At 46.2% G+C, this 23,600-nt stretch carries 26 protein-coding genes and 5 pseudogenes; 9 read left to right on the top strand and 22 right to left on the bottom strand.

The features are described 5' to 3' along the window. The first annotated feature begins 299 nt into the window (after nucleotides 1-299). The 4 genes and pseudogenes from RS881_RS38645 (at nucleotide 300) to RS881_RS38625 (ending at nucleotide 2,489) form a co-directional block, all read left to right on the top strand. Entirely contained in the window at nucleotides 300-452 is a 153-nt protein-coding gene (locus tag RS881_RS38645; RefSeq protein WP_315815646.1) for a hypothetical protein, read from the top strand. Continuing rightward, nucleotides 398-1,731 (top strand): annotated as a pseudogene (locus RS881_RS60510) (glycoside hydrolase family 125 protein). The gene RS881_RS38645 and the pseudogene RS881_RS60510 overlap by 55 nt, the downstream one beginning before the upstream one ends. Nucleotides 1,732-1,893: 162 nt before the next feature. After that, nucleotides 1,894-2,349 (top strand): protein-L-isoaspartate O-methyltransferase family protein, encoded by a 456-nt coding sequence (locus tag RS881_RS38630; RefSeq protein WP_315815645.1) that lies wholly within the window; start codon nucleotides 1,894-1,896, stop codon nucleotides 2,347-2,349. A 26-nt stretch (nucleotides 2,350-2,375) separates the two neighbouring features. Beyond that, nucleotides 2,376-2,489: a hypothetical protein gene (locus RS881_RS38625; protein WP_315815644.1), complete on the top strand. Its 114-nt coding sequence runs from the start codon at nucleotides 2,376-2,378 to the stop codon at nucleotides 2,487-2,489. A 217-nt stretch (nucleotides 2,490-2,706) separates the two neighbouring features. Here the strand turns inward: RS881_RS38625 and RS881_RS38620 are convergent, their stop codons facing one another. Further along, nucleotides 2,707-2,979: a hypothetical protein gene (locus RS881_RS38620; protein WP_315815643.1), complete on the bottom strand. Its 273-nt coding sequence runs from the start codon at nucleotides 2,977-2,979 to the stop codon at nucleotides 2,707-2,709. 654 nt (nucleotides 2,980-3,633) lie between these two features. Here RS881_RS38620 and RS881_RS38615 point away from each other — a divergent pair. Continuing rightward, entirely contained in the window at nucleotides 3,634-4,485 is an 852-nt protein-coding gene (locus RS881_RS38615) for a DUF5995 family protein (RefSeq protein ID WP_315815642.1), read from the top strand. Here the strand turns inward: RS881_RS38615 and RS881_RS38610 are convergent. From RS881_RS38610 to RS881_RS38605, 3 genes are all read right to left on the bottom strand, one after another. Next, a complete protein-coding gene (locus RS881_RS38610) occupies nucleotides 4,482-4,685 on the bottom strand; it encodes an RNA polymerase sigma factor (protein ID WP_315815641.1) in 204 nt (67 codons plus the stop codon). The two genes, RS881_RS38615 and RS881_RS38610, sit on opposite strands and share 4 nt — an antisense overlap. After that, nucleotides 4,631-4,975 carry a sigma factor gene (locus RS881_RS60505; RefSeq protein ID WP_350339993.1) on the bottom strand — a complete coding sequence of 115 codons (345 nt, stop codon included), beginning with the start codon at nucleotides 4,973-4,975 and terminating at the stop codon, nucleotides 4,631-4,633. Before RS881_RS60505 ends, RS881_RS38610 begins: the two co-directional genes overlap by 55 nt. A 1,737-nt stretch (nucleotides 4,976-6,712) precedes the next feature. Further along, entirely contained in the window at nucleotides 6,713-7,009 is a 297-nt protein-coding gene (locus tag RS881_RS38605) for a hypothetical protein (protein ID WP_315815640.1), read from the bottom strand. A 442-nt stretch (nucleotides 7,010-7,451) separates the two neighbouring features. Here RS881_RS38605 and RS881_RS38600 point away from each other — a divergent pair, with 442 nt between their 5' ends. From RS881_RS38600 to RS881_RS60500, 3 genes and pseudogenes are all read left to right on the top strand, one after another. Beyond that, a complete protein-coding gene (locus RS881_RS38600; RefSeq protein WP_315815639.1) occupies nucleotides 7,452-8,738 on the top strand; it encodes a glycoside hydrolase family 3 protein in 1,287 nt (428 codons plus the stop codon). Between the two features lie 16 nt (nucleotides 8,739-8,754). After that, a complete protein-coding gene (locus tag RS881_RS38595) occupies nucleotides 8,755-9,480 on the top strand; it encodes a glycoside hydrolase family 3 C-terminal domain-containing protein (RefSeq protein ID WP_315815638.1) in 726 nt (241 codons plus the stop codon). Nucleotides 9,481-9,575: 95 nt separating this feature from the next. Beyond that, nucleotides 9,576-9,772 (top strand): annotated as a pseudogene (locus tag RS881_RS60500) (fibronectin type III-like domain-contianing protein). A gap of 40 nt (nucleotides 9,773-9,812) precedes the next feature. Here the strand turns inward: RS881_RS60500 and RS881_RS38590 are convergent. The 6 genes from RS881_RS38590 to RS881_RS38565 form a co-directional block, all read right to left on the bottom strand. After that, complete coding sequence (locus RS881_RS38590) at nucleotides 9,813-10,019, bottom strand: helix-turn-helix domain-containing protein (RefSeq protein WP_315815637.1); 207 nt, start codon at nucleotides 10,017-10,019, stop codon at nucleotides 9,813-9,815. A 308-nt stretch (nucleotides 10,020-10,327) separates the two neighbouring features. Next, nucleotides 10,328-10,705 (bottom strand): MauE/DoxX family redox-associated membrane protein, encoded by a 378-nt coding sequence (locus tag RS881_RS38585; protein WP_315815636.1) that lies wholly within the window; start codon nucleotides 10,703-10,705, stop codon nucleotides 10,328-10,330. A 387-nt stretch (nucleotides 10,706-11,092) separates the two neighbouring features. Next, nucleotides 11,093-11,266: a helix-turn-helix domain-containing protein gene (locus RS881_RS38580; RefSeq protein ID WP_315815635.1), complete on the bottom strand. Its 174-nt coding sequence runs from the start codon at nucleotides 11,264-11,266 to the stop codon at nucleotides 11,093-11,095. A gap of 11 nt (nucleotides 11,267-11,277) precedes the next feature. Further along, a complete protein-coding gene (locus RS881_RS38575; protein ID WP_315815634.1) occupies nucleotides 11,278-11,457 on the bottom strand; it encodes a hypothetical protein in 180 nt (59 codons plus the stop codon). Nucleotides 11,458-12,092: 635 nt separating this feature from the next. Beyond that, nucleotides 12,093-12,281 carry a hypothetical protein gene (locus tag RS881_RS38570; protein ID WP_315815633.1) on the bottom strand — a complete coding sequence of 63 codons (189 nt, stop codon included), beginning with the start codon at nucleotides 12,279-12,281 and terminating at the stop codon, nucleotides 12,093-12,095. Nucleotides 12,282-12,339: 58 nt separating this feature from the next. Further along, nucleotides 12,340-12,831 (bottom strand): alpha/beta hydrolase, encoded by a 492-nt coding sequence (locus tag RS881_RS38565; RefSeq protein ID WP_315815632.1) that lies wholly within the window; start codon nucleotides 12,829-12,831, stop codon nucleotides 12,340-12,342. Between the two features lie 322 nt (nucleotides 12,832-13,153). Between RS881_RS38565 and RS881_RS38560 the strand changes: the two genes are divergently transcribed. Beyond that, a complete protein-coding gene (locus RS881_RS38560) occupies nucleotides 13,154-13,945 on the top strand; it encodes a Rossmann-like and DUF2520 domain-containing protein (protein ID WP_315815631.1) in 792 nt (263 codons plus the stop codon). A 45-nt stretch (nucleotides 13,946-13,990) separates the two neighbouring features. On the opposite strand, the gene RS881_RS61885 is transcribed toward RS881_RS38560, so the two are convergent. From RS881_RS61885 to panB, 12 genes and pseudogenes are all read right to left on the bottom strand, one after another. Beyond that, nucleotides 13,991-14,257, bottom strand: coding sequence for a DinB family protein (locus RS881_RS61885; RefSeq protein ID WP_484557642.1), 267 nt, complete (start codon nucleotides 14,255-14,257; stop codon nucleotides 13,991-13,993). Continuing rightward, nucleotides 14,254-14,364, bottom strand: coding sequence for a hypothetical protein (locus RS881_RS61880; RefSeq protein ID WP_425476306.1), 111 nt, complete (start codon nucleotides 14,362-14,364; stop codon nucleotides 14,254-14,256). The genes RS881_RS61885 and RS881_RS61880 overlap by 4 nt, the downstream gene beginning before the upstream one ends. Before the next feature lie 5 nt (nucleotides 14,365-14,369). Further along, nucleotides 14,370-14,546, bottom strand: a complete 177-nt coding sequence (locus RS881_RS38550; protein WP_315815629.1) for a hypothetical protein — start codon at nucleotides 14,544-14,546, stop codon at nucleotides 14,370-14,372. Between the two features lie 252 nt (nucleotides 14,547-14,798). Beyond that, nucleotides 14,799-15,615 (bottom strand): annotated as a pseudogene (locus tag RS881_RS38545) (S8 family serine peptidase). 233 nt (nucleotides 15,616-15,848) lie between these two features. After that, a complete protein-coding gene (locus RS881_RS38535) occupies nucleotides 15,849-16,502 on the bottom strand; it encodes a S8 family serine peptidase (RefSeq protein WP_315815627.1) in 654 nt (217 codons plus the stop codon). Between the two features lie 297 nt (nucleotides 16,503-16,799). After that, nucleotides 16,800-18,083: an OmpA family protein gene (locus RS881_RS38530; RefSeq protein WP_315815626.1), complete on the bottom strand. Its 1,284-nt coding sequence runs from the start codon at nucleotides 18,081-18,083 to the stop codon at nucleotides 16,800-16,802. A 277-nt stretch (nucleotides 18,084-18,360) separates the two neighbouring features. Continuing rightward, nucleotides 18,361-19,187 (bottom strand): annotated as a pseudogene (locus RS881_RS38525) (aldehyde dehydrogenase family protein). Next, entirely contained in the window at nucleotides 19,172-19,369 is a 198-nt protein-coding gene (locus RS881_RS38520) for a hypothetical protein (RefSeq protein WP_315815625.1), read from the bottom strand. The pseudogene RS881_RS38525 and the gene RS881_RS38520 overlap by 16 nt, the downstream one beginning before the upstream one ends. Continuing rightward, nucleotides 19,333-19,611, bottom strand: coding sequence for an aldehyde dehydrogenase family protein (locus RS881_RS38515; protein WP_315815624.1), 279 nt, complete (start codon nucleotides 19,609-19,611; stop codon nucleotides 19,333-19,335). The genes RS881_RS38520 and RS881_RS38515 overlap by 37 nt, the downstream gene beginning before the upstream one ends. Nucleotides 19,612-19,627: 16 nt before the next feature. Then, on the bottom strand, nucleotides 19,628-19,906 hold the full coding sequence (locus RS881_RS38510; RefSeq protein ID WP_315815623.1) for an aldehyde dehydrogenase family protein: 279 nt from the start codon (nucleotides 19,904-19,906) through the stop codon (nucleotides 19,628-19,630). A 155-nt stretch (nucleotides 19,907-20,061) separates the two neighbouring features. Further along, nucleotides 20,062-22,647 (bottom strand): TonB-dependent receptor, encoded by a 2,586-nt coding sequence (locus RS881_RS38505; protein WP_315815622.1) that lies wholly within the window; start codon nucleotides 22,645-22,647, stop codon nucleotides 20,062-20,064. Between the two features lie 182 nt (nucleotides 22,648-22,829). Then, a pseudogene (panB, locus tag RS881_RS38500) lies at nucleotides 22,830-23,566 on the bottom strand (3-methyl-2-oxobutanoate hydroxymethyltransferase). Nucleotides 23,567-23,600 lie beyond the last annotated feature (34 nt).

Below are 23,600 nucleotides of genomic sequence, written 5' to 3'. Positions count from 1 at the left end.
CAAACGATTGCGTTCACTCATTATATAACGCAATTTTTGAGCAGAATAACTACTGGCGGAAGAAATATTCTTTACAACTGACAAAAAAAAGATCCATTGGTTGTCGAATAGAGGATGATGGGTATGATCTGGAATGGATAGATGGGATTGGGATGAAGTTGCTTCATTGATGGCTGCAGCGGGTCCTTGCTGAATTACTTGCCGGCCTTTCAACTATTCCCTATTTTAGCAGCTAAAACGGTATAGTTTGCCTGGTTAGTTATATTTGCCGGGTATTAGACCACTCTACACTTGCAATTATGAAAAGAAGAATCTTCCTTCAGCAAACGGGCCTTGCAGGAGCAGGCTTGTTAATGGGGCCATTAAAAGGTTTCTCCACAGGCAACGCTGATCAACAATTTCCTGTAGTACGGATTCCCGTAGAAAAAGGCATTTTAGCAGTACTGCGGTAGAAAAAGCCATCCATGAATTTAAAGCAAATGTAAAACAGCCTGAACTGGCCTGGCTTTTTGAAAATTGTTTTCCCAATACCCTGGATACAACGGTTTATCATACTACCAAGGAAGACCGGCCGGATACGTATGTGATCACGGGTGATATTGATGCGATGTGGCTGCGGGACAGCAGTGCGCAGGTATGGCCTTACCTGCAATTTATGAAGCAAGACCGGCCCTTGCAATGGCTGGTAGCAGGGGTGATCAACCACCAAACTGCCTGTATTTTGAAAGATCCTTATGCCAATGCATTTTATAATGACCCTCAAAAGCAAGGAGAATGGACCAAGGACCTTACGGACATGAAGCCGGGGGTACATGAACGTAAATGGGAGATAGATTCGCTTTGTTATCCCATTCGCCTGGCCTGGCATTATTGGAAACTGACGGGGATACTGCACCATTTGACAAACAATGGCAGGAAGCTATCAAAACCATTTATGTCACTTTCCGCGATCAGCAGCGTAAAACAGGCAATGGGAATTACAAGTTCCAGCGCCACACGGCGGTGGCAACGGATACGCTGCCTATGAATGGGTATGGGTACCCGGTAAAGCCAGTGGGGCTGATCTGTTCTGCCTTCCGGCCCAGTGATGATGCTACGGTATTCTCTTTCCTGATCCCTTCCAATTTCTTTGCAGTGGTAAGCCTGAGGCAGGCTGCTGAAATGATGACAGGGATTGCAAAAGATACCAAAGCCGCAGGGGAACTCACTGCATTGGCTACGGAGGTTGAAAAGGCTTTGCAGCAGTATGGGGTGGTAGAACATAAGACCTTTGGTAAGGTATATGCCTATGAAGTCAATGGATTTGGCAGTTATAACCTGATGGATGATGCCAATGTGCCCAGTTTACTGGCTTTGCCTTACCTGGGGGCGGTGAAAGATACAGACTCTATATACCGTAATACGCGCAGGTTTGTGCTGAGTGCCGGGAATCCTTTCTTCTATAAGGGAACAGCAGGAGAGGGGATTGGCGGGCCGCATGTGGGGCAGGATATGATTTGGCCTATGAGTATTACGATGCGTGGCCTTACCAGTCATGATGATGGGGAGATCAAAGCTTGTATTAACCTGCTGCAAAAGACGCATGGGGATACTGGTTTCATGCATGAAGCCTATCATAAGGATGATCCGAAAAATTTTACCCGCAAATGGTTTGCCTGGGCCAATACCCTGTTTGGCGAGTTTTGTGGAAAACATATAAGGAGAAGCCGGCATTGCTTAAATAATGTTTGAAACGCGTGCTCCTGCGATGTTTCAGGCCCCGCGTTTGTATAACATTTTGAGCTACAGATGTTGGGCTTCGGATTTACAGCATTGATCTTCAGTCTGTTTTGATGTATCTTTGTGGCGTTTATGAGAACTTACGAAGATTCATACAGGCATAAAGGGCTGCGCATGCAGTTGATCAAGGTGCTGAAAGAAAAAGGCATTAGTGATGAACGTGTATTGGCGGCGATCCAAAACATTCCCCGGCATTATTTCATGGATTCGGCCTTTGACAAGATCGCTTATGAGGACCGCGCCTTCCCTATTGCAGAAGGACAAACTATTTCCCAGCCCTATACGGTAGCTTACCAAAGCCAGTTACTGGAACTAAGGCCTTATGAAAAAGTGCTGGAAATTGGCACTGGAAGCGGGTACCAAGCCATTGTGCTGGGAGAAATGCAGGCGCAGGTATTTACCATCGAACGGCAAAAGAAGCTATTTGATGAGCACCGGAAGTTTATCCTGCGCAATAAGTATCCCAATATTAAATACTTTTATGGCGATGGCTTTGAGGGCTTGCCCACATTTGGGCCTTTTGACAAAGTGATCATCACAGCTGCCGCGCCCTATATTCCCCCAAGCTGATACAGCAGCTTAAAACCGGCGGTAAGATGGTGATCCCTGTAGGTGAGGGGCATGTACAACGGATGTTGCGCCTTACTAAAAAGCGGATGGCAGTGCTACAGAAGAAGTATTCGAGAACTTTTCTTTTGTACCGATGGTAGAAGGCCGGAATAGTTAAAATAAATACCGCTCTGCGGCATTGGAAAAACGATGCTGCAGAGCGGCCTGATATGCTTCTATAGCCTATTGAAAGGCTTTATTTTTTTGTCATAAATGGCTTTCGCCTGCCAGGATTCACTTTGCGTTTCTTCTGATTTTTGTCGATATTCAGTTGTTTGCCATCTGGCGAAAGGCTCCACGCTTCTGTGCGCGTACAATCTATCCTGGTAGGATCTGCTGTTGTATAGAAAACGGTTGTAAGGGTAAGTCCTTTTTATCGTTGGTCCATTTCAGGTTTCTCACGTATTTTCTCTTGCTGGCGGTACTGATGGCGGTGTAGGGCGAACCATTCATGGGTACAGACATCCGGGTGCTTACATCGCCATCGGCGCCTACGGCGATGGTTTCAATGATCAGGGAATCTGCCTGCTGGTGCAGGGTGATTTGCTTGGGCAGGGCATTGGCAAACTCCGGGCCAGAAACCGTCTCCATGTTTTGTAGAGCCCAGGTACCTGAAATATGGGATTGTGCAACAGCCGTTCTATTTACTAATAGGCTGATAGTGAGGAGGCAAATTGCCAGGGTTGGCTTTTTAATACAGATCATTTGTCAAGCTATTTTAAATGAAACGTATGAGCAGGAGGGTTCAACTATTCATTGGTCGTTATACATGATAGGGAGATATTTCATTGAAAGCCTGCCATTTGCATGAAATGTACGGTTAATTGATACCTGCTTACCATCACTAGCCTTATAATGTTCCGGAATGCTTGGGGGATTCTAGTGGACTAGCCAGGATATTCACTAAACATTCACTAGACATTCACTCCGAATTGCACTGGCCCCCTCTGTAGACCCCTGTTTTAGGCGCTTCCAGTGCAATTCGGAGGCAAGTCCTGGTGGGGTAATGCAATGTGCTGGCAATTCCACTACCATGCCCCGGCCATCAAACTTCCAGCCCATACCAGTACCTTTTCGCGGGTAGAGAGATACCCGATTCCCGGTATATATTCCTCGCCAGGTAAACCCGGCAGTACCAGGCAAGGCTAAGTGCTATTGGGTAAAGGCTAAAAGCAAACAAAACCTCTTAAGTCACCCATTAACAAAAATACTGTAGTTTAGTCAATTCCAATCATTAACCAATTTATGCCATTAGAAAAGATCATCCCGGGCGCTCCGGCACATACCATTGACGAGGTGATCCATCAACTTGAACAGTTGATAGCAGAATGTATTGACAGTAAAGATCGCATCGGATATTTCGCAGCTCTTTATCACAAGGTTACCGTTCGCGTAAAAGAAGGCATCCTCAACAATGAATTTGACAACGGCGCACGTATGGAGCGACTGGATGTAATCTTTGCCAATCGTTTCCTAACAGCAGTAGAACAATTCAGAAACGGACAGCCCGCCACAGGTTCGTGGAAAGTTGCCTATGATGCCAGCCGAAAGCGAAAATACCTCGTACTGCAACACCTATTGCTTGGCATGAATGCACATATCAACCTCGACCTGGGCATTGCTGCCGTAGAAGCAGCCAACAGGAATGACCTGCAAAGCATCCGCAACGATTTCAATAGCATCAATACCATCCTGGGTTCCCTGACCTTTGAAGTGATGAATGAGCTCAACCGGGTTTCACCCTTGCTTTCCCTCTTTGGCTTCCACGCCACCAATCCTTCCATACTTATACAGTTTAGCCTTACCAATGCACGGGATGGTGCCTGGAGTTTTGCACAAGACCTCAGCGAAAAGATTGGAAAGCCCGCATGGGCCTGGACCAGCTGCATTGAAAGCCGCGATGCCACCATCACAAAACTGGGCCAGTCTCTGGTGAAACCCAAAGGATTTTTTATTCGTGTTACCATTTGGATCATCCACTTATTCGAATGGAAGAACCCAGCCAATGTGATCAAGGCATTTTATAAATACAAGAAGCAATACATTACAGTAAATAAAGAACCAGATAAAGTAGCCGCCAATCAACAGGCCGTCTAATCTTCCGCCGCACACAATACGGCAAAGAAATGCAATAAGATGGCTACAGGTAGTATATCCTTTTTCAGCAAAGCTGCCTTCAAGATAGCCACGGCTTTGGTCTTTTGATTTCGCACTGTTTGTTCGGAAATATTAAGCGCAGCAGCTATTTCCTGGGTAGTAAGCCGGTCAAAGAAATACAACTTGAATACTTCCGGCAACGGTCAGGTAATTCACGCAGCTGAACGTACAATTGTTGAATGTATTCCGCGTACATCATGTCATAGTCATCGCGGTTCATCTCATGCACGTAATCCGAAGTATAGAGAATTTCCTTGTGGATGCGCGTATGGATCTCCTGGCTACGTAGATGATCATAGCAGGTATTTCTTACCGTAACGTAAAGGAATGAGCGAATACTGGGGACATTATCAAAATTTTCGCGCAGCTTCCACAGCTTAACAAAGGTTCCAGAAACGATATCTTCAGAAAGGAGATTATTCCTGACCAACTGATCGGCAAAATAGACAAGCGCCTTGTAGTTATTTTTCAGAGTATATTAAGCGCTGCAGTATCCCCATCCTTAAAAGCCGCAGCCAACTGTACTTCGTTATTGATCTCAGAAGGAATCATAGTCCTCTCTCAAGCTATTAATCAAAACCATTAAAAATAAAATGAAACAGGTACTGAGCCACTGTACCCTATTTAAAGGATAATGTCCAGCTTTCCCTACCCGCCGGGCAAAAAAGGCTTTGCCTATCAACAGGCTTTTGCAATAGTGGGGGATCTTAAAATGCAGATAATAGGTTTAAAGGTTGTTTTAAGGGGGTAATGTTGACTGACCAGCAATGTTACTCGAAAAAACCTGGATTTGAAAAAATCCGGTTTAACTTTTTTACCCAACTCATTCAGGCTATTGTATATAACTGCCATAAAAATAAGGCCAACCCCTATACGCCAGGCGTTGGATCGCCAGGCAATATATGTGGAGAACTGCCTATCACACACTTATCCGAAATCGGGGGCGTTTTATGGAGGGTAAGGCCTGTTTGGTAGTTAGAGTTCACCTGGTTGGAGTAATTTCAGCTCATCATAAAAATGGGGAAATTGGGGCGTCAGTTGGTTTGCCGGTAACGGGTTGTGTCAATGTGTGAACCCGTTGATACAGACCTATGCTTAATAGCAATCGATTTTTCTGTAAGGCAATGCAAATCTTTGGTATACCCGGTGAGACCAGTTGCTTTTTGCGGTAAGCTAATGAGACCAGTTACCGTTTTGTTGAATGGTATAGACTTTTTATGCCTGTCTTTTTGTACAAAACCATCATTCTCACCCGCTCTTATCAAATCGTCTCATTACCTTCTCTTTTTGACAATAATGTCAATAGGAAAAAAATGGTGTGAACCGGGTGGTTGGTTGCGTTGGGTTATCCGTTAAAGTGTACAGTAGGGATTTAATAAAGATTTTACAGCAAATGACCGGGACATGAGGTGTAGGCTAGGTAAAGTAAGCGGTGGTTTAGTTCTTGTACAGCAAGTGTAATTCGTGTTAAGGGATACAAACCAGTTATGAGGGGCGCCTATCCGGCGCAGATGCAAAGAGATACTTAAATCCTTGTTCTCGTGCAATTGAATTGATTGAAGCAAAGTATCTTTATAATTCCAGACATCAACATTAATACTGTTTCTAGGTAAAGGAGGAGAAGGAGGGCGTTCTAAGATAATATTGATATATCGGCCGCTTTCATTAAAACCCACACTATTGCTTAGGATAAGCCCCGGGTCAATACCGGCCGACTGGTTATTGGCTTTTTCTTCTGCATGCTTTATATCCTGTTTGTAAAGCCATATTGCATTGTTGCCCTGGCCTTTGGTGGTATCCTGCAATACGAAAGCCAATTGCTTACCTGCGGGATCCAGGGCTATTGCGCCTGGTTGACTTTTATTGTATTTCTATCCCAAACCGTATAAGATTGGCGGGATGCCAGGTCAATCAATCTATATTATTGTTTGTATGTTGAAGCACCAACACGGTGCCCTGCTGATCGAATAAGTAATTGACTACTGCTGGGTATTTTTTTCTTGTTCACTGAGGAGGTTATACACTAACAAGTCCTGGCTGTTTTTCAATTTCCAGGCTGCCCATTCATAGTCATTGCCTTTTGATTCAAGCCATGATAATTGTTTATTGGCAACAGGCAGTTGGCTGCTGCTAATACCGCCAATGGACCTGAGTAAACGGCGAAACTTTAAATCATAAAAACAAAGACTGTCTTTAGCCTGGTAAATAAAAAAAAACGACTTTTCTTTGAAAACCCAATGGGCCTTACACTACCCAGGTTGTATTGCCACCCAGTTTCTATCGCTTGAAGGATTATTTTTCCTTGTGTATTTCGCCGGTTTACCCGGTACACAAAATATTGCCCATCATCGCTGGCCATTGGAATGGCGGTTGAGATCGATTCCCAGTTCTGCAAAGCATAATCGTCCAACACTGGGTTGGAAGCGGAGGGGCTACTTCCATTACCTGTTCCTTGACCATTCATCGTTACCTGGCTAATTCCTGCAGTACTAACGAAAAGTAAAAGGAAAAAAATACGCGCATAACCAAAAGATTTAATTGTAGGAGGTAGGCTACCCAATACCTGGCTTGACGCCAGTTTTAGAAAAGGGCCAATGGATAACGAATAAGCGGTTGGCATCAACCATCCGTACTCGTAAAAAAATGTCCCTTAAAATGCGGGGAAATATTGTTTTACGAGTATATTTGAGACCAATCCCTGCCTATTCCTATATGAAATCTACCGCAAAAAAAGGTATGCATCCGGGAGTATTTGTAGTGAAAGGAGTTTGTAAAGGCGTCCTCCCAATTGCATCCGCCAGCCGTCCATCCTCATCCTTTTTGCATCCGGATTAAATATTATTTTACTGCAACATGGTTGAATTAGCCGGGTGTTCGTTGTTATGTTACTCACTAACGTATTCATTATGGCCAAAAACTGCCTGCTCTATTGTCTGCTACTGACCGTTACCACTACCTACGCTCAAACGCCTGCCTATAAAAATCCCAATCTGCCCGTCAACAAACGGGTGGCTGACCTGCTTGGCCGGATGACGGTTGAGGAAAAAATTGCCCAGTTGCAAACGAATCATGCCAATATACGTACGCTGACAGAGGCAATCCTGGCCAATCCCGCTAAAATGGATTCAATCTATGGCAGGGGACTGGGCATGATCAACCCGGCATTTGATGCCAGTAAAGAACAGGTGATCAGTCGCCGCAATGGCCTGCAACAATACCTCAAAACGAAAACCAGACTGGGTATCCCGGTCATTTTTATAGATGAAGCGCACCACGGCCTGCTGGCCCGGGAAGCCACGGTATTTCCACATGGGATAGGCTTGTCCTGCTCCTGGGATACGGCTTTGCTGCGTAAGGTGTACAACTATATTGCCCATCAATCGGCCATCCGGGGCACCAACCTGGTGCTTACCCCGGTAGTAGATGTATGTCGTGATCCCCGCTGGGGCCGTACGGGCGAAACGCTGGGCGAAGATCCCTTCCTGACGGGCTCGCTGGGCAGCGCTATGGTACAGGGCTTCCAGGGTAGTAGGGATGGCTCCATTGCCCCGGGACATGTAGCCGCCACGCTCAAACATTTTGCCGGCTACGGACAAACAGAAGGCGGCGTGAACCAGGCCCCGGCCAACTATTCACTCCGTACCTTCCGGGAAGCGCACCTGGAATCTTTCCGCTTATGCATACAAAATGCCAAACCAGCGGCCATCATGGCCTCCTACAATGAAATAGACGGTATACCCGCCCACGCCAATAGCTGGCTGCTGCGGAATGTATTACGGGGAGAATGGGGCTTTAAAGGGGTAGTAGTGTCGGACTGGTACGGTGTTGACCAGCTCTGGAACAAGCATTTTATAGCCGCTAATGAGCCCGCTGCAGCGCTGAAAGCCTTCAAAGCAGGGGTAACGCTCGACCTGCCCAATGGCCGCAATTACAGCCATCTGGGGCAATGGATAAAGGACAAGCAACTCACCATGGCCGAACTGGACAGCGCAGTAGTTGCGGTACTGAGGTTGAAATTTGGGATGGGGTTGTTTGAGCAGGGACCCATCAGCGCTGATAAAGTAAGAGAATCGCTGGCCGATCCCGAAGGTGGCCACCTGGCGCTGCAGGCCGCAGAAGAATCGATGGTACTGCTCAAAAATGACAATAACCTGCTGCCACTGAAGAAAGACCAATACAAAAGATCGCGGTAATAGGCCCTGCGCGGCTGTGAATTACCTGGGTGATTATTCAGGCATCCCGCTGCACAATACCAGCTTGCTGGAGGGCATCCGGAATAAAGTAGGGACTTCGGTAGAAGTGCTCTATGCCAAAGGAGTAAACCTGAGTATGAACGGCGATACGATCAGTCAGAATAATTACCAATATATCGATAAGATCAGTTTACCTAATCCAGCCGATAACCAAAAGCTGATCAATGAGGCGGTACAAATAGCGCAGCAAAGTGATATCATCATTGCGGCCATTGGAGAAAACGAACAGTTTTCGCGTGAGTCCTGGCTGGCTGATCATTTTGGGGATATGGCCGATCTTAACCTGCAAAGCCAGCAGGAAGAGTTGGTGAAAGCACTGGCTGCTACCGGTAAACCGGTGATCGTATACCTGGTGCATGGCCGCCCTTTAAGCATCAACTGGATCAATGCGCATATACCCGCCATTGTAGATGGTTGGTTCATGGGTGAGCAGGCAGGTCATGCAGCTGCCAATATCCTCTTTGGCGAAACCTGCCCTTCGGGCAAACTTACCATTACCTATCCACGCGCTGCCGGTCAGGTACCCATGTATTATAACCACAAGCCGGGAGCCCAATTCTTTGAATACGTAACAGAAAAGAACACGCCGCTGTATGCCTTTGGGCATGGGCTTAGTTATACTACTTTCCAGTATTCAACACCGCGCTTGTCGGAGGCCGCCATAAAAAGAATGGCACTGTAACGGTATCGGTAGATGTTACGAATACAGGCAGCCGGAAAGGAGATGAAATTGTACAGCTCTATATTCACCAGAAGGTTGCTTCGGTAACCAGACCAGTGAAGGAACTAAAGGCTTTGCCCGGGTATCGCTGCAACCCGGGGAAAAGAAAACCGTACAGTTTACCCTGAATGCGGACAAACTGGCTTTTTGGAATGCCGATATGAAATACGGGATTGAGCCCGGTATCATTGAGGTAATGACCGGGAAAAATTCAACTGATCTGCAGGTGGTTCCATTGCGGGTAACCGAATAAAGACTGCGGGAAGGGCTATCCGTAAACAGTTGACACCAGCTTAAGAGGCCATTCGCCTGGTACGGATGGAATGGACCTTTTTCCAACCGGCAGGGGTCTCATTATATACTTTGCGGAATGCTTTGGTAAAATTGCTGTCATAGCAATAGCCGATTTGTTCCACGATCAACCGGGTAGGCATGCCAGTTTTCATCAATTCCTTGGCTTTTTCCATGCGTTTAAGCCGGAGGTAGGAGTAAACTCCCATACCATAAAATTGTTTGAATGCCTGCTTGAGGTTTTTCGGGCAACCCTACTTTTTTGCCAATTCTACAATTGTAAAATGGGTAGTTAGTGAGCTGCAAATGATGGTGGCCACTTTTTGGGCCAGCTTGAAATGTTCTTCTGACAAATTCAGGGAGGGCATAGGAAAGGTTTTATCCAAGTTACTACTTAAATGCCAACGTTGGTACAGTTGCACGTTAATTACTATTATATATTCAAGTTTGGCTCTTTACCAATGGCATGCCATATCTCACCAGCAGCCCTGCGGATCTTTTTCGGCAATGATGCCAATTACACCCAGGGCAATGTATACGCAGTTAAAAATGATGTGCTGCCCCAGGATAGTTGGGCCAGTACGCCACCGCAACTGCAAGGCAGGTCGGTAGAAATGCTCATGAGGACAATGATATAAACAGTAAAAGCGGTCATGAGGGCCGTTGATAAATACAAACCTTTTAATCTCCACCTGGGTACTATCAGCAGTACCACCAGCAAAAACTCCATAATGGGTAACCAGCGGGCTACAAAGTTTGCAGCGAAGCCAAGTATGGGCGATTCTTTTAATTGTTCTTTGAAAACGGTATACTCCATGATCTTGCTAATGCCTGTATAAAGGAACAGGACGACAAATAAGAAAACAACGGTTTCGACAATAGTAGTGCGTTTCATACCTGTAATTGTTTAAAAGACCCGGGGGGCTGAGGCGGGGCGCCTGAACAGTGTTGACTGTTGGTTTCCTTCACATTTACATGGCTGGCGAAAAAGTGTTGTAGCACCCGCTGCCTTCAACCAGCCACCCGGATCATGGGATCAGTTCATGCAAAACTTTTAATACTTGAAATGAGAGAACCATCAACGATAGGGAACGGGATAACGATTATATAAATGACAGGGGTTAAAGAACGCTGGTTCAGTCTCGCTGTTATATGTAAGTTATAACCCGGAAATAATGCGGGCAGGATAATATGTGATGCAGGTAGAATTCTTTACCGTCATCAACATCCTTAACCTGTCCCGCTATGTAAAGCCTTAGTATCGAGACTTCACACATGGCTGTTAGATCGCACTGCGCACCCCTTCAGGTATGCTTTTCCTGTAGTCGGAAGGCCGGATATTATAACGGCGGCGAAAGGCAGCACAAAAATTAGTAGGGTGGTTATAGCCACAACGATGGGCTATTTCTCCAATGGAATAATTGTTACTCTCCATGAGTTCCATGGCCATTTTCATACGATGTTCGGTTAAAAATCAAATACGGGTTGTCCATAGAGTGCTTTGAAACCTGTTTTGAGTTTGAATTCATTGATCCCGGCTGTTTGCGCCAGGCAAGGAATGGTGTAATGATAACGCAGGTTTTTTAGGATCGTTTCGCGCACTAGGGCCAGCCTTTGAACATCGGCATCGGTAAGTTGAACTTGCATAACATAAGGTTTAATTGATGAATGGATGACAAGGTGCCAGGGAATTAGGGTTTTACCAAACCAGGTCTGTTGATTACAGGCCGGACCTGGTATTCGTCAAACACTGTATGCTGTTGCAAACAGCGCCCAACTATGGGTTCAATGATGTCCATGAACACAGCTGATATAAACTTGTGCAGTACCCCTGTAGGCACCATTGCCAACCTGTGCCACGATCAGCAATGGCGGCTTTTGCAGGGATAGCTACAGCATGTTATGCAGCTTTGCCATTTAACCATTAAACCATTAAATTTCAATACAATTACTTCATGATACGTTTTTGCTGCTCCCAAAATAGGGTACAGGAATGCGTGAGGCGACATAGAGGGATATCGCCCATATAGCTACTACTAATAGCTACGTTAACAAAAATGGTGAGTTTGCACGTAAGTAAGTGAAGATCGCGGAGTCATCCTTGTCCAATCATGGTAAATCCCGGATCTGTATGCAATTTAAACTATATGATTTGTTGAATCAGCACAAAAAGTTATGCGAATAGCATTTTTTTGAAAGCGCATTGGGTATTTGAGCAGTGAGTTGTTAATTTATTGTCAATCAGTATTATAGTTCAAGGTTTACGACTAACGGGTGCCTAATTACAGAAATTCAATGACCTGCTTTGTTACCTTATTATCCCGGTAAATGGCGCGATGACCCAGGCCCTGGGTAATCATAAAAGATAGCAGCGGATGTTGATCATCACGCACTTTGAGGGCATCAGTAAGTGGAGTAAGCTCATCCTGTTCATCATGAAACCACAATACACTTGCATAGACCTGTTGCATTGCGCGGCGTATGGAAAAATGAGCAGGTTTCTTGCCTGACAGATCAACAATCAGTTGGTCAAAATCGGGGCGTATCTCTGGTCGCAGGTCCAGGAATTTGAAAAAAGGAATCGATGGCTGTGGTGGTTTCGGTGGCTGGAGCAATCAGGACTACCCGGGTATGGGCATCGTGGGGAATGGTTTCAATGAAATGCATGAGGGCCAATCCGCCCAATGAGTGGGCCATAAAACTTTGAATGGGGCCATATATGTGGAAGATCTCCTGTAGGGTGCGGATATATAAGGGGAGTGTGATCTGCTTACCATCAGATTGGCCATGGGCGGGTGCGTCAAAGGCAAGTACTTCGTATCCTTTTCGGATGAGCGGCGATATATAGCGGTCAAAATTTTTAGTGGTTGACTCAAAACCATGAACAATCAATACCTTCTTTGTTTGTGGATGGTTCCACCGGTGGCCACGGATGGTGATGCCATCCAGGGAAAAGGACAATTGTTCACCGCGCTCAAAGATAGCCGGTGTTTTCTTCTTCGATTTTCGCAAGGGGTACAAAATAATTCAAAAGCTTTGTTGGCTGCTCTTTTAGTAGAGACCAGGGAAAGCATGTTTAACCGTGCCCGGATATAGTTGACCACCAGTTTTTGCGCAAAAGTCATAGGAGTGTAAGAATTAGGAATACAGCATTCAGAATGGAATGCAAGTTAGTTGATAAGTTGATAGGTTGGAAAGTTGACTGGTTGATGGGGAGGTAGTTGATAGGTTGATAAGTTGGAACGCTGAAAGGAAGAAGTGGTTGATGGGTTGAAAAGTTGATTAGGTGACCAGGGAGGATGGTGTTACCCGTTTTTCATTAGCTTGCAGCATAAAGTAAATTATGCGCATTGTATTGATCGGTACGGGTAATGTGGCCACCATATTGGGTCGTAAAATAAATAGTGTGGGACATGAAATGGTGCAGGTGTATGGACGTACGGGAGCACGGGCAAAATTATTGGCCGATCAATGGCAAGCTGCCTATACCACCAGTATGGAATGGATCGACAAAAGTGCCGACCTATACATCCTGGCAGTGGCAGATGCTGCGTTACCTGCTGTAGCTGCTACCTTACGGGTAAAGGATAAACTGGTAGTGCATACAGCAGGATCTGTACCCAGCGATGTTTTAAAAGGCTGTAGTACCCGTTATGGAATTTTGTATCCGCTGCAAAGTTTGCGTTGGGAAATGCAGGCACTGCCCGAGATACCTTTTCTGGTAGATGCCAATACAGAGGATGACCAGTTGTTAGTACGCGATTTTGCCATCAGTCTTTCAAACCGGGTAAGTATTGCAAACGATGAACAGCGTTTGCAGTTGCATGTGGCGGCTGTAATGGTAAGTAATTTTACCAATCACCTTTATACGCTGGCCGAAAAATATTGTAAGGCTCAGCATGTTGATTTTTCACTACTGCATCCATTGATCCTTCAAGTGGCCGAACGTTTACAGGTTATGTCGCCACATGAAGCACAAACTGGTCCGGCCATACGGCAGGATGCGCCTACCATAAAGAAGCACCTGGAGCTGTTGGAAGCGCATGGAGAGATGCGGGAGTTGTATGAGTGGTTTACGAAGAGCATCCAGCGTGAATCGTCAATCGACAATCGGTCTCGCCAAGGGGCGGGATGAGTGGGTTTACTTCGATCTTGATTACAACGTTTCTCAGCAGGTGGTTCATAGCTCGTGGCTCTTCTTCGCTTTCTTTTTCTTCGCCGGGTATTCGCCGAGGTAACGTTCTTTAATGATGTTCATATGGTGAGCAACGTGGCCTGCGCATACAAAGCCGAGGCCGGCCACACTCATGGTATTGCTATTGGCGGTACCTGTAGCCAGGTGTTGGTCCTCATCGAGTGCATTAAAGAAAAGTTCATTGGCCATACGAAGGGCCATAAATTCATCAACCAGGTCATTCCAACTCCGTTTGGGTGCCTTGGCTGTTATAGCCCATACATTTTCATCAAAACCAGGAAGGGGGCGTTGTCTTTGCGCGCAAAATGCAATGCCCGGAAGGTAAATACCCTTTCGGTGTCAATAATGTGCTGTAACATTTCCTTCAGGGTCCACTTGCCTTCCGCATAGGCATAGTTGATCTTCTTTTAGGAATATTCTTCAGCAGTTTGCGAAAGCGCCTGGTATTTTTCCGTAAGGCATCGGTAAGGTTGTTTTCGGAAACAGCGTTGACATAGCGGGTAAAAGCTTCGGGCATGGAGACTTCTTTCCGGCTGACCATGGTTTTAATGTTTAATTAAAGCTATTGAAAAGAGTTGGAAAGTGGAAAAGTTGACAGGTTGAAAAGTGAAAAGGGGGAGCAAGGGGTAAGTTGCCAGAGGCGGGTGGTAAATGGCGGGTAGTAAGTGGAGGAGGATTAAAGATCTTCAAACTGCTGGCGAATTGCGTTGCTAAAGAAAAAGCGTTTACAGTCTTGAAAGCTGTAAACGCTTTTGAAATTAATCAGATAATAGGTTTTCCACCACTTATTACCTTACCCCTTCTTGTTCTGCAGGGTAGGTTTGGGTGTTTTCTTCTGGGGAGCTACTTTGGTAGGTTGCAGCGTTGCTGCAATCTTAGCGGCTTCAAATACATTGATCACACCACCGGTTTTGCTGATATCAGAAAGGTTTACTTCCTCATCTGTACCGGGTTTATTGACCTTATTGGCGGGTGATTGCGCCGATTTCTCCAGGCAATACTTTATTTGCTGGGGTGTGAGGTAAGGAAAATATTCCAGCAGGAAGGCTGCTGCGCCGGCTACTACCGGCGAGGCCATACTGGTTCCCTGGGCATTGCCATAGGTGGTGGTGCCAGGTACGGTGGAATAGATCCTTACACCAGGTGCAAATACATCCACTTCCTTTTACCATAATTGGAGAAAGAAGCGGTAATACCACCTGCCTTGGGGTCGCCGCTGGCGCCAACAGTTATCCAGTTGGTAGCTTTTGTTTTACCATCTCTGAATACGGGGTTAGGGAAATTATCGGCCGTATCTACGTTCTTGGCATCATTGCCGGCTGCGTGTACCAACAGTACACCTTTGGTATCGGCATATTTTACTGCCTCATCGATCCATTTTTTTGTGGGGAGAAATCTTTACCAAAGCTCATATTGATGATCCTGGCGCCATTGTCTACGGCATAACGGATGGCCAGGGCAATGTCTTTATCGTGCTCATCGCCATCTGGAACTGCACGGATCATCATGATCCTTACATTATCTGCTACACCATCCATGCCTTTTCCATTGTTGCGCACAGCGCCAATGATACCAGCAACGTGGGTGCCATGGAAAGGGGTAGACGCCATTACATCGGGATTGCCGTAATATTTATCTTCAATATCATCCTCATTGTCTCCAGTGATATCTTTACGGTAGCTGGGAGGCACTTTGTCTTTGGCTTCTGCCTTCCTTTCTTCACCGCTTACAAACTCATCAAAATCACCAATGAGGTCCTTATTGGTTTGATCCATCCGCTGGTTAGCGCGGAAGAGATAAAGCAGGTTCTCACGGGCAGCCTTGTCAACTGCATTGGCGGCAGTCATGCTGTCGAGGTCATTACCTGTGTAAGTATCTTTGTTGAGTGCAACCTGCAAAATGCTATCGCCTTTTTGGCGCCTTTAAGCAATCGTTTCAGCAATAACAAGTCTATTTGAGGTTCACCGTCACCACCTTCAATACGCGATTTTGCTTTCAGCCATATCGTGTATTCTGCCAGTTCTTCGCCTTTCAATGTGGCAGGATCAATTTTTTTGTTGTCGTATTTGGGTTTCAGTTTGTGGTATACGCGCGCTCCTTCGTAAGAGTCCTGCTTAAGGTTGCGGCCATCTTTGTTGCCGATGAAGTTCCAACCGTATACATCATCAACGTAACCATTGCCGTCATCGTCGATGCCATTACCTGGGATCTCTTTGGGGTTTTTCCACAATATTTCTTTCAGGTCTTCATGCAATGTATCAATACCCGAATCAATGACTGCCACCACTACGGTTTTTCCCTTGAGTTTTTTTGTCTTAATAAATTCATAGGCTTTGTCAACACTGATACCATAGAACCCATCCTTCTCTTTATCCAACAAATGCCAACCCTTGGGTAATTCCTCGGGTTGTGTATGGTTATCCTGTTGCGCCTGGGATACGAATCCTGTCAACACAAGGGCGACAGCCAGCCCTGTAACTTTTACCGGTTTAATCATTGTGATTGATTTATTGACTTATTCTACAGATGTTTTAATTGCTTAAATCGTTTATTGCAAAGTCGCAAATATCTTGTTTTTATTATTTATTAACGTTAAATATCCAGCAATCACCAATCGACAATTGGCTCTTTTTGCTTGATACCTGTTATTATGCTGCTTTTGTTTAAAAACCGGACCAAAGTTACTGTCGCAGTTAAACCCCAGAATCTCAACTAATCTTGTACCCAATGTATAAAAAGAAGGCCATTCATGTAGTAAGATTACATGAATGGCCTATGAATATTTCGTAGGGACTTATTGTTCTGTTAATTTAAGTTCCACGCGCCTGTTTTTGATACGGCCCGCTTCAGTAGTATTGTCTGCAATGGGCTTTTCCGATCCATGACCGGCAGCAGTTAGTTTGCCAAAGGCTATTCCTTTATCTACCAGGTATTTCTTCACCATATCAGCACGTTTTTGTGATAATTGCAGGTTGGTAGCTGCTTTACCGCTATTGTCGGTATAACCGTCAATCGCTAAACGTAGCCTTGGGTGTTTCTGTAGGATTGTTGCAACTTCATCGAGTGACGCTTGTGAGCTGGCAACCAGTGTTTCACTTCCTTTGTGGAATAGAATATTGCGCGCGGCAAAGTTTACTTTTTCGATGACTTCCTTTTGGAGCACCGGGCACCCATTTTCGGCCTTTGTACCAGGTTCCGTAGGGCACTTATCATCTTTGTCTATTATACCATCACCATCTGTATCTGGTTCGGGCTTGGGTTGGGGTAAGGGACAGCCATTGTTTGATACAGGACCAGCTTCAGTTGGACATTTGTCTTCCTGGTCATTCAGGCCATCCTTATCAGTATCCGGGACCGGACAACCGTTATAAGCGGCTACGCCAGGTATTTCGGGACATTTGTCGACCTGATCGGCAATGCCATCCCCATCTTTATCCGGACAGCCTTTGGTAATAGCATTACCGGGTAGGGTAGGACATGCATCCTGGTCATCCGGAATACCATCATGATCTTTATCCTGAGGTTGCCTGGGTGCTGGCTTGGGCGCTTTGGTAAGCCAAAAACCAATGGAGGCGCCAATTACCTGGTGTTTAAAAGTGGCATCATAATCTGCCTGGAAAAAGTTACCCAATCCCTGGCTAAAGAAGCCGGAAAGGATCACCCCGCCTATTTCAAAGCCTGCCCGCCCATTGATACCGTAATCAAAGGTCTTTGCTTTACGAGAGCCCTTGCCTGTTTCAATCTTATCCTCTTGTTTGCTGAATTTGAGGGAAGTATCAGTAGGCGCCACTAATAGTTCTGAATTGTTCTTTCCGTTATAAAAGAAACTGATATAAGGTCCGGCACTGAGAAAAAACTTACCCTTTTTGCCTAAAGGCAACTTATAGGTAAGGTTGAGGGGAATGTCTATGTAGTTGGTAAAGAAATTGGTTTTGAGGGAAAGTGTATCGGTTTTCACGACGGTAGCATCAAAAGCCTGCTGGAATTTCCTTCCTTTCGACATATAAAAGATGCCTGGCTGCAGGGCCAGGTTGCCGGATTGATTCAAGGGTATTTCGGACAGGAAGCCGATATTCAAACCACCTCGATTGATATAAAAGGGCTTTACTTTTGTATCCCAACCTGAAATACTGTTTTTTTCATTAATGGAGGCGGAATGAGGGCCGGCAAGGACGGCCAGCCTAAGCTGTGAAAATCCCGGAATCAAGGCCCCCATAAAACAAAGCAGTGTAAACCATTTTTTTCATAAAGTAGTAGCTTTCCGACCACTACTAACGAATTGGAGAACAAAATAGTATGGGGAAGAAGTCGGAAAGTCGGAAAGTCAGGAAGACCGAAAGCCCGCGCGTTTTGTCTCACGGACTTTCGATCTTCCGGATTGTTTTATAGATCGAACTTAATACCTTGTGCCAAAGGCAATTGTGTGGAATAATTGATCGTATTGGTTTGACGGCGCATATAAGCTTTCCAGGCGTCGCTGCCGCTTTCACGACCACCACCTGTTTCTTTTTCTCCGCCAAAAGCACCGCCAATTTCAGCCCCGAGGTACCAATATTTACATTGGCAATACCGCAGTCGCTTCCTGCATAGGAAAGAAACTGTTCTGCTTCACGCAGGTTAAGGGTCATGATGGCGGATGACAGACCTTGAGGCACGCCATTCTGAATGGCAATAGCTTCTTCTAAGGTCTTGTATTTCAATAAATAAAGGATCGGTGCAAAGGTTTCATGCTGCACTATGGCATAAGCAGGCTTGGCTTCAGCAATACAGGGCTTTACATAACAGCCGCTTTCATAGCCCTTGCCATCCAAGACGCCGCCTTCAACGATGAATTGGCCGCCTTCTTTTTACAGGCTTCAATGGATTCGCTGTAGAGCCGTACGGCATCTGTATCAATGAGGGGGCCTACATGGTTCTTTTCATCCAATGGATCACCAATACTGAGTTGCTTATAGGCGGCTACCAGTTTATTTTTAACGGTGTCATAAACATCTTCATGGATAATAAGGCGGCGGGTGGTGGTACAACGTTGTCCGGCGGTACCTACAGCACCGAATATGGCGCCACGAATGGCAATATTCAGGTCAGCATCTTTGGAAATGATGATGGCATTATTACCACCCAATTCCAGGAGTGACTTACCAAGACGGGCGCCTACTGCTGCTCCTACGGCTTTACCCATCCGGGTTGAACCGGTAGCAGATACGAGGGGATCCTGGTATCGGCAGCCATCCATTCGCCGGCATCGCGGTTGCCAATGACCAAGCCGCATACGCCTTCCGGAACATTATTTTTAGCAAATACTTCGGCTACGATGTGTTGACAGGCTACGGCACAGAGTGGCGTTTTTCTGATGGCTTCCACACGCATACATTACCACATACCCAGGCCAGCATAGTATTCCAGCTCCAAACAGCTACAGGGAAATTGAAGGCAGAAATGATACCTACAATACCCAGTGGGTGCCACTGTTCATACATACGGTGGGCAGGACGCTCACTGTGCATGGTGAAACCATGTAATTGACGCGAAAGACCTACGGCAAAATCGCAGATATCGATCATTTCCTGCACCTCGCCATAACCTTCCTGCAAGCTTTTGCCCATTTCATAGGATACCAGTTTACCCAGGGTTCTTTATATTGACGGAGGGCTTCACCAATCTGGCGAACGATTTCCCTCTTTTGGGGGCAGGCCATTGCCGCCAGGCCAGGAAAGCCTCTTCTGCCTTGGCTACTACCGCTTCATAGCTCTGCCAGTCAGCAGCTTGAACTGTACCGATGAGCTTGCCATCTACGGGTGAATAGGAAGAAATAGAAGATCCAGTGGTATTGATCCACGCTTTGCCGGTAGATACGCCGGCATTATTAGCCTGTACTTTCAAGGAGGCAAGAAAATCCATAAGTTGTTTTTGTTAAGACCGCAAAAGTACGAAGACGAAATAGAATTCAGCATCCTGAATACAAAAGCCGGTTTTTGGCCTATAGTTGTATCTTAATACGACAAGGTGAGCCGCCCGGCGAGGGCGACCCACCTTGAATAAATAAACAGGAAGGCTTAGAACGTAAAGCTGAGCCGGGCAAAATAGTGGCGGCCACCAAAGTTCATTTGTACAGAATCCCACAAACCACCTTCTTCGGTATTTTCCTGATCTTGTTTATCGGGGTATGTATTGAATAGGTTATCAACGCCTGCATAAATGGCGATGTTTCTGGAAATGCGGTAGCCCAAGATCAGGTCGGTAGTGATCTTGGGATCATATACGTTGGTTTTATCATCGTAGCCAATCAGGCTTATTTCTCCAAAACGTACCGCTCTCACTGTAGTGCTAAACCGGTCAAGGGTATAATCCAGAGTGAGGTTCACCTTGCTTTTGGGAGCAGAAGCAATAATAAAAGACTTTTCTCTGGCGCTAAGGTAATGGTCTTCCTTGCCTACAAGTTTGGGGCTGGTATGGATAGCTTCAATGGTAAGTTTATTAAAATTAGCGGCGAGGGTGGTGTTCAAACGGCCATTGCCCAGCAGGGCATAGTGGGTAATGATCACATCCAGGCCAATATTGCGGGAGTCGATGGCATTAGTGAAGAAGTTGGCTTTGCCTACGCCCAATGCTGCCAGGTCATTACCGATATCGGGATCGTCTTTGTCGAAAGTACCGGTGAGTACGATCCGGTCTTTCACATTGATCAGGTATCCGTCCACCGTGATCGTAAGGCTTTTCACCGGTTTGGCGGTAAAGCCTGCGCTCAGGTTTACTGATTTTTCTTCTTTCAGTGGAGGTATACCCAGGGTGCGGGTTACCGTGCTGAGGTTATTGGCCAACAAGATCTCAACAGGTATTCCCTGTTCAAAATTGGTATAAATGGTGTTGAAATAAGTTTGTTGTAATGAGGGCGCACGGAATCCTGTACTCACCGAAGCACGCAGGTTGAATCCAGGAGCTACTTTGATCCTTGTAGCCAGTTTGCCATTGAGGGTATTGCCGAAATCACTGTATTTTTCATATCGTACAGCACCAGATAACAAGAAGGCTTTACTAACATCCAGCTCCACATCCACATAACTGCCAAAATTGGTACGACTGGCGGTCACCTCATTGCGTGGTTGAAAGCCTGGAAAGCCCTGGGAGCCGGCGGGTCTTTTCAGGGCATCATATTTTACTACGCGGTTGTTGATCACCGTATCAATAACGCCATAGTTTTGCCATGAGCCTTCTTCGCCGGCAAAAATATTGTAGCGGTCGGTACGGTATTCGGCTCCAAAAGCCACGTTAAGGCCAGCAGCTACATCCAAGGGTTTGGAAAAGTTGATGCCTGTAGTATTTTGGGAGAACCAGAAACCTCCTGCGTCAAAATGTGTGGGTGATTTGGCCAGTAGGGTAGCATTGAGGGTGCCATCCACGTAATAATGCATTTTGTTTTTACCATAGGTATTATTGAAATCAATGTTCCATCCATTGTGCATGGTGCGGATGCCTACTGAAATGGAATTATCGTCAATGGATGATTGTATACGTGGGTCAAAGCCGTTGGGGTATATTTCCTTCACATTCCTATCATCATCTGCATCGCGCGACCAGGCATAGGCATCTGTAAAACGATGGGTGGTGCCTCCGAAGGCATATACGGCAGTGTTTTCTGCTATTGGTAACTCACTATTGAAAAAAGCACTGAAACTTTCAGCTGAAGCATCGCCAAATTCCCGGCGGTAAGTCACTGCGCCGGGTGGGGGTACGCGGTTGGTCTTGGCATTGGTGAGGTAATCGGCTGTGAAATTGATAAAACCTTTGTCGCCAATGCGGGTACCATAGTTACCATTCAGCTGGAAGCTTTCGCCGTCGAAGTTCCTGTCGGTCCGGTATTTTTTTGCATTGTAAACGCCTGAATTAATATTGGCAGAAAATTCATTGACGGATGATTTGAGGATCACATTGACTACCCCGGCAATGGCATCGGAACCATATTGAGCGGAAGCGCCATCGCGCAGCACTTCCACCCGCTCAATAGCTGCGGCGGGAATGGCATTGAGGTCGGTACCGGTATTGCCCCGGCCCCTGGTACCAAACAGGTTGATGAGGGAGCTCTGGTGCCTTCTTTTGCCATTGATCAATACAAGGGTTTGATCGGGACCCAGTCCACGGATGGTGGCCGGATCAATATGATCGGCGCCATCTGATCCTGATTGTTTGTTGGCATTAAAAGAAGGAGTGGCAAATTGGAGCATATTGTTCACATCGAACCGGCCGGTTTGACGGGCAATGCTTTTGATGTCGATCACGTCGATGGGTACTGCGGTTTCGGTAGCTGTTCGTCCCAGTTTACGGCTGCCCACTATTGTAATCTCCTGCAGGTTGCCGGTGCCAGGTGATAGTTCTATGTCGAATGATGCTTTGTCATCTACTGTTATTTCAGCAGCAGCATAACCAATGTACCTGATAACGAGGATGTCTCCTTTTCGTGTTGTAAGGGTGAAGGTGCCAGTGTTGGAGGAAGTGGTGCCCTGGTTGGTGCCTTTGAGGGTGATGGTGGCACCGGGTAGTGGTTCTTTGGTTCTGGCGTCTTTAATGGTTCCGGAGATGGTAGTTTGAGCGGATAGCAGATAGGAGCTGGCAATTAATACCACCAGCATGAGTAATTTTCTCATAGTAGTCCAGTTTGGTTACTCCTAATTTAACCCATTTATGGGAGAATGCCATAAATAGGTTACCCGGCCTTCTATGAAACTGGTCTCATCCTTGTGCCATCCTTGAGTCAAAGAGGGGCTTCTCCAATGGGGAGGTCAGTTTGACACATGGTTCACACAAGGATCCTGTTATTTTTGGATACTTAATACTGTTCTTGTTCGTTGGGGAAGTCGCGGTCTTTTACATCTTTGATATAATGTTTCACGGCATTGGTCACCTGCTCGTGCAGGTTAAGGTATTGGCGTAGAAAGCGGGGCTTGAATTCTGTATTGATACCCAATAAGTCGTGCATGACCAATACCTGGCCGTCGCAATGCCTGCCTGCTCCGATGCCAATGGTGGGAATAGCTACGCTTTCGGACACTTCTTTGGCCAGTTGGGCGGGGATCTTCTCCAGGACCATGGCAAAGCAGCCGGACTCCTGTAATATCCGGGCATCGCTGCGTAGTTTATTGGCTTCGGCTTCTTCTTTGGCCCGTACGGTATAGGTACCAAATTTATAGATCGACTGCGGCGTTAATCCCAGGTGTCCCATAACGGGAATGCCGGCTGCCAGGATACGTTTAATGGATTCTACTATTTCTTCACCACCTTCCAGTTTAACGGCATGGGCTCCCGTTTCTTTCATGATCCGGATAGCAGAGGCCAGTGCTTCCTTGGAATTGCCCTGGTAGGCCCCAAAGGGGAGGTCTACTACGACCAGCGACCGTTCCACCCCCTGATCACCGAAGAAGCATGGTAGATCATCTGGTCCAGTGTGATGGGTAAGGTCGTTTCGTGACCAGCCATGACATTTGAGGCAGAATCTCCTACCAGTATCACATCAATACCAGCGGCATCGAATATTTTGGCAAAGGAAAAGTCGTATGCGGTGATCATGGAGATCCTTTCGCCCACAGACTTCATTTTTGCA

The sequence above is a fragment of the Paraflavitalea speifideaquila genome (assembly GCF_032395985.1).
In the GTDB taxonomy this organism is placed as follows: Bacteria; Bacteroidota; Bacteroidia; order Chitinophagales; family Chitinophagaceae; genus Paraflavitalea; species Paraflavitalea speifideaquila.
This window is presented reverse-complemented; position numbering and strand designations above follow the sequence as displayed.

Excerpts from the sequence above, each read along its gene's own strand:
- RS881_RS38645 (WP_315815646.1), top strand. The coding sequence starts at position 300 with ATGAAAAGAAGAATCTTCCTTCAGCAAACGGGCCTTGCAGGAGCAGGC.
- RS881_RS38630 (WP_315815645.1), top strand. The coding sequence starts at position 1,894 with ATGCAGTTGATCAAGGTGCTGAAAGAAAAAGGCATTAGTGATGAACGT.
- RS881_RS38625 (WP_315815644.1), top strand. The coding sequence starts at position 2,376 with ATGGTGATCCCTGTAGGTGAGGGGCATGTACAACGGATGTTGCGCCTT.
- RS881_RS38620 (WP_315815643.1), bottom strand. The coding sequence starts at position 2,979 with ATGGAGACGGTTTCTGGCCCGGAGTTTGCCAATGCCCTGCCCAAGCAA.
- RS881_RS38615 (WP_315815642.1), top strand. The coding sequence starts at position 3,634 with ATGCCATTAGAAAAGATCATCCCGGGCGCTCCGGCACATACCATTGAC.
- RS881_RS38605 (WP_315815640.1), bottom strand. The coding sequence starts at position 7,009 with ATGAATGGTCAAGGAACAGGTAATGGAAGTAGCCCCTCCGCTTCCAAC.
- RS881_RS38600 (WP_315815639.1), top strand. The coding sequence starts at position 7,452 with ATGGCCAAAAACTGCCTGCTCTATTGTCTGCTACTGACCGTTACCACT.
- RS881_RS38590 (WP_315815637.1), bottom strand. The coding sequence starts at position 10,019 with ATGGGAGTTTACTCCTACCTCCGGCTTAAACGCATGGAAAAAGCCAAG.
- RS881_RS38585 (WP_315815636.1), bottom strand. The coding sequence starts at position 10,705 with ATGAAACGCACTACTATTGTCGAAACCGTTGTTTTCTTATTTGTCGTC.
- RS881_RS38580 (WP_315815635.1), bottom strand. The coding sequence starts at position 11,266 with ATGAAAATGGCCATGGAACTCATGGAGAGTAACAATTATTCCATTGGA.
- RS881_RS38575 (WP_315815634.1), bottom strand. The coding sequence starts at position 11,457 with ATGCAAGTTCAACTTACCGATGCCGATGTTCAAAGGCTGGCCCTAGTG.
- RS881_RS38570 (WP_315815633.1), bottom strand. The coding sequence starts at position 12,281 with ATGCAACAGGTCTATGCAAGTGTATTGTGGTTTCATGATGAACAGGAT.
- RS881_RS38560 (WP_315815631.1), top strand. The coding sequence starts at position 13,154 with ATGCGCATTGTATTGATCGGTACGGGTAATGTGGCCACCATATTGGGT.
- RS881_RS61880 (WP_425476306.1), bottom strand. The coding sequence starts at position 14,364 with ATGTTACAGCACATTATTGACACCGAAAGGGTATTTACCTTCCGGGCA.
- RS881_RS38550 (WP_315815629.1), bottom strand. The coding sequence starts at position 14,546 with ATGGTCAGCCGGAAAGAAGTCTCCATGCCCGAAGCTTTTACCCGCTAT.
- RS881_RS38535 (WP_315815627.1), bottom strand. The coding sequence starts at position 16,502 with ATGATTAAACCGGTAAAAGTTACAGGGCTGGCTGTCGCCCTTGTGTTG.
- RS881_RS38515 (WP_315815624.1), bottom strand. The coding sequence starts at position 19,611 with ATGGGCAAAAGCTTGCAGGAAGGTTATGGCGAGGTGCAGGAAATGATC.
- RS881_RS38510 (WP_315815623.1), bottom strand. The coding sequence starts at position 19,906 with ATGGATTTTCTTGCCTCCTTGAAAGTACAGGCTAATAATGCCGGCGTA.
- RS881_RS38505 (WP_315815622.1), bottom strand. The coding sequence starts at position 22,647 with ATGAGAAAATTACTCATGCTGGTGGTATTAATTGCCAGCTCCTATCTG.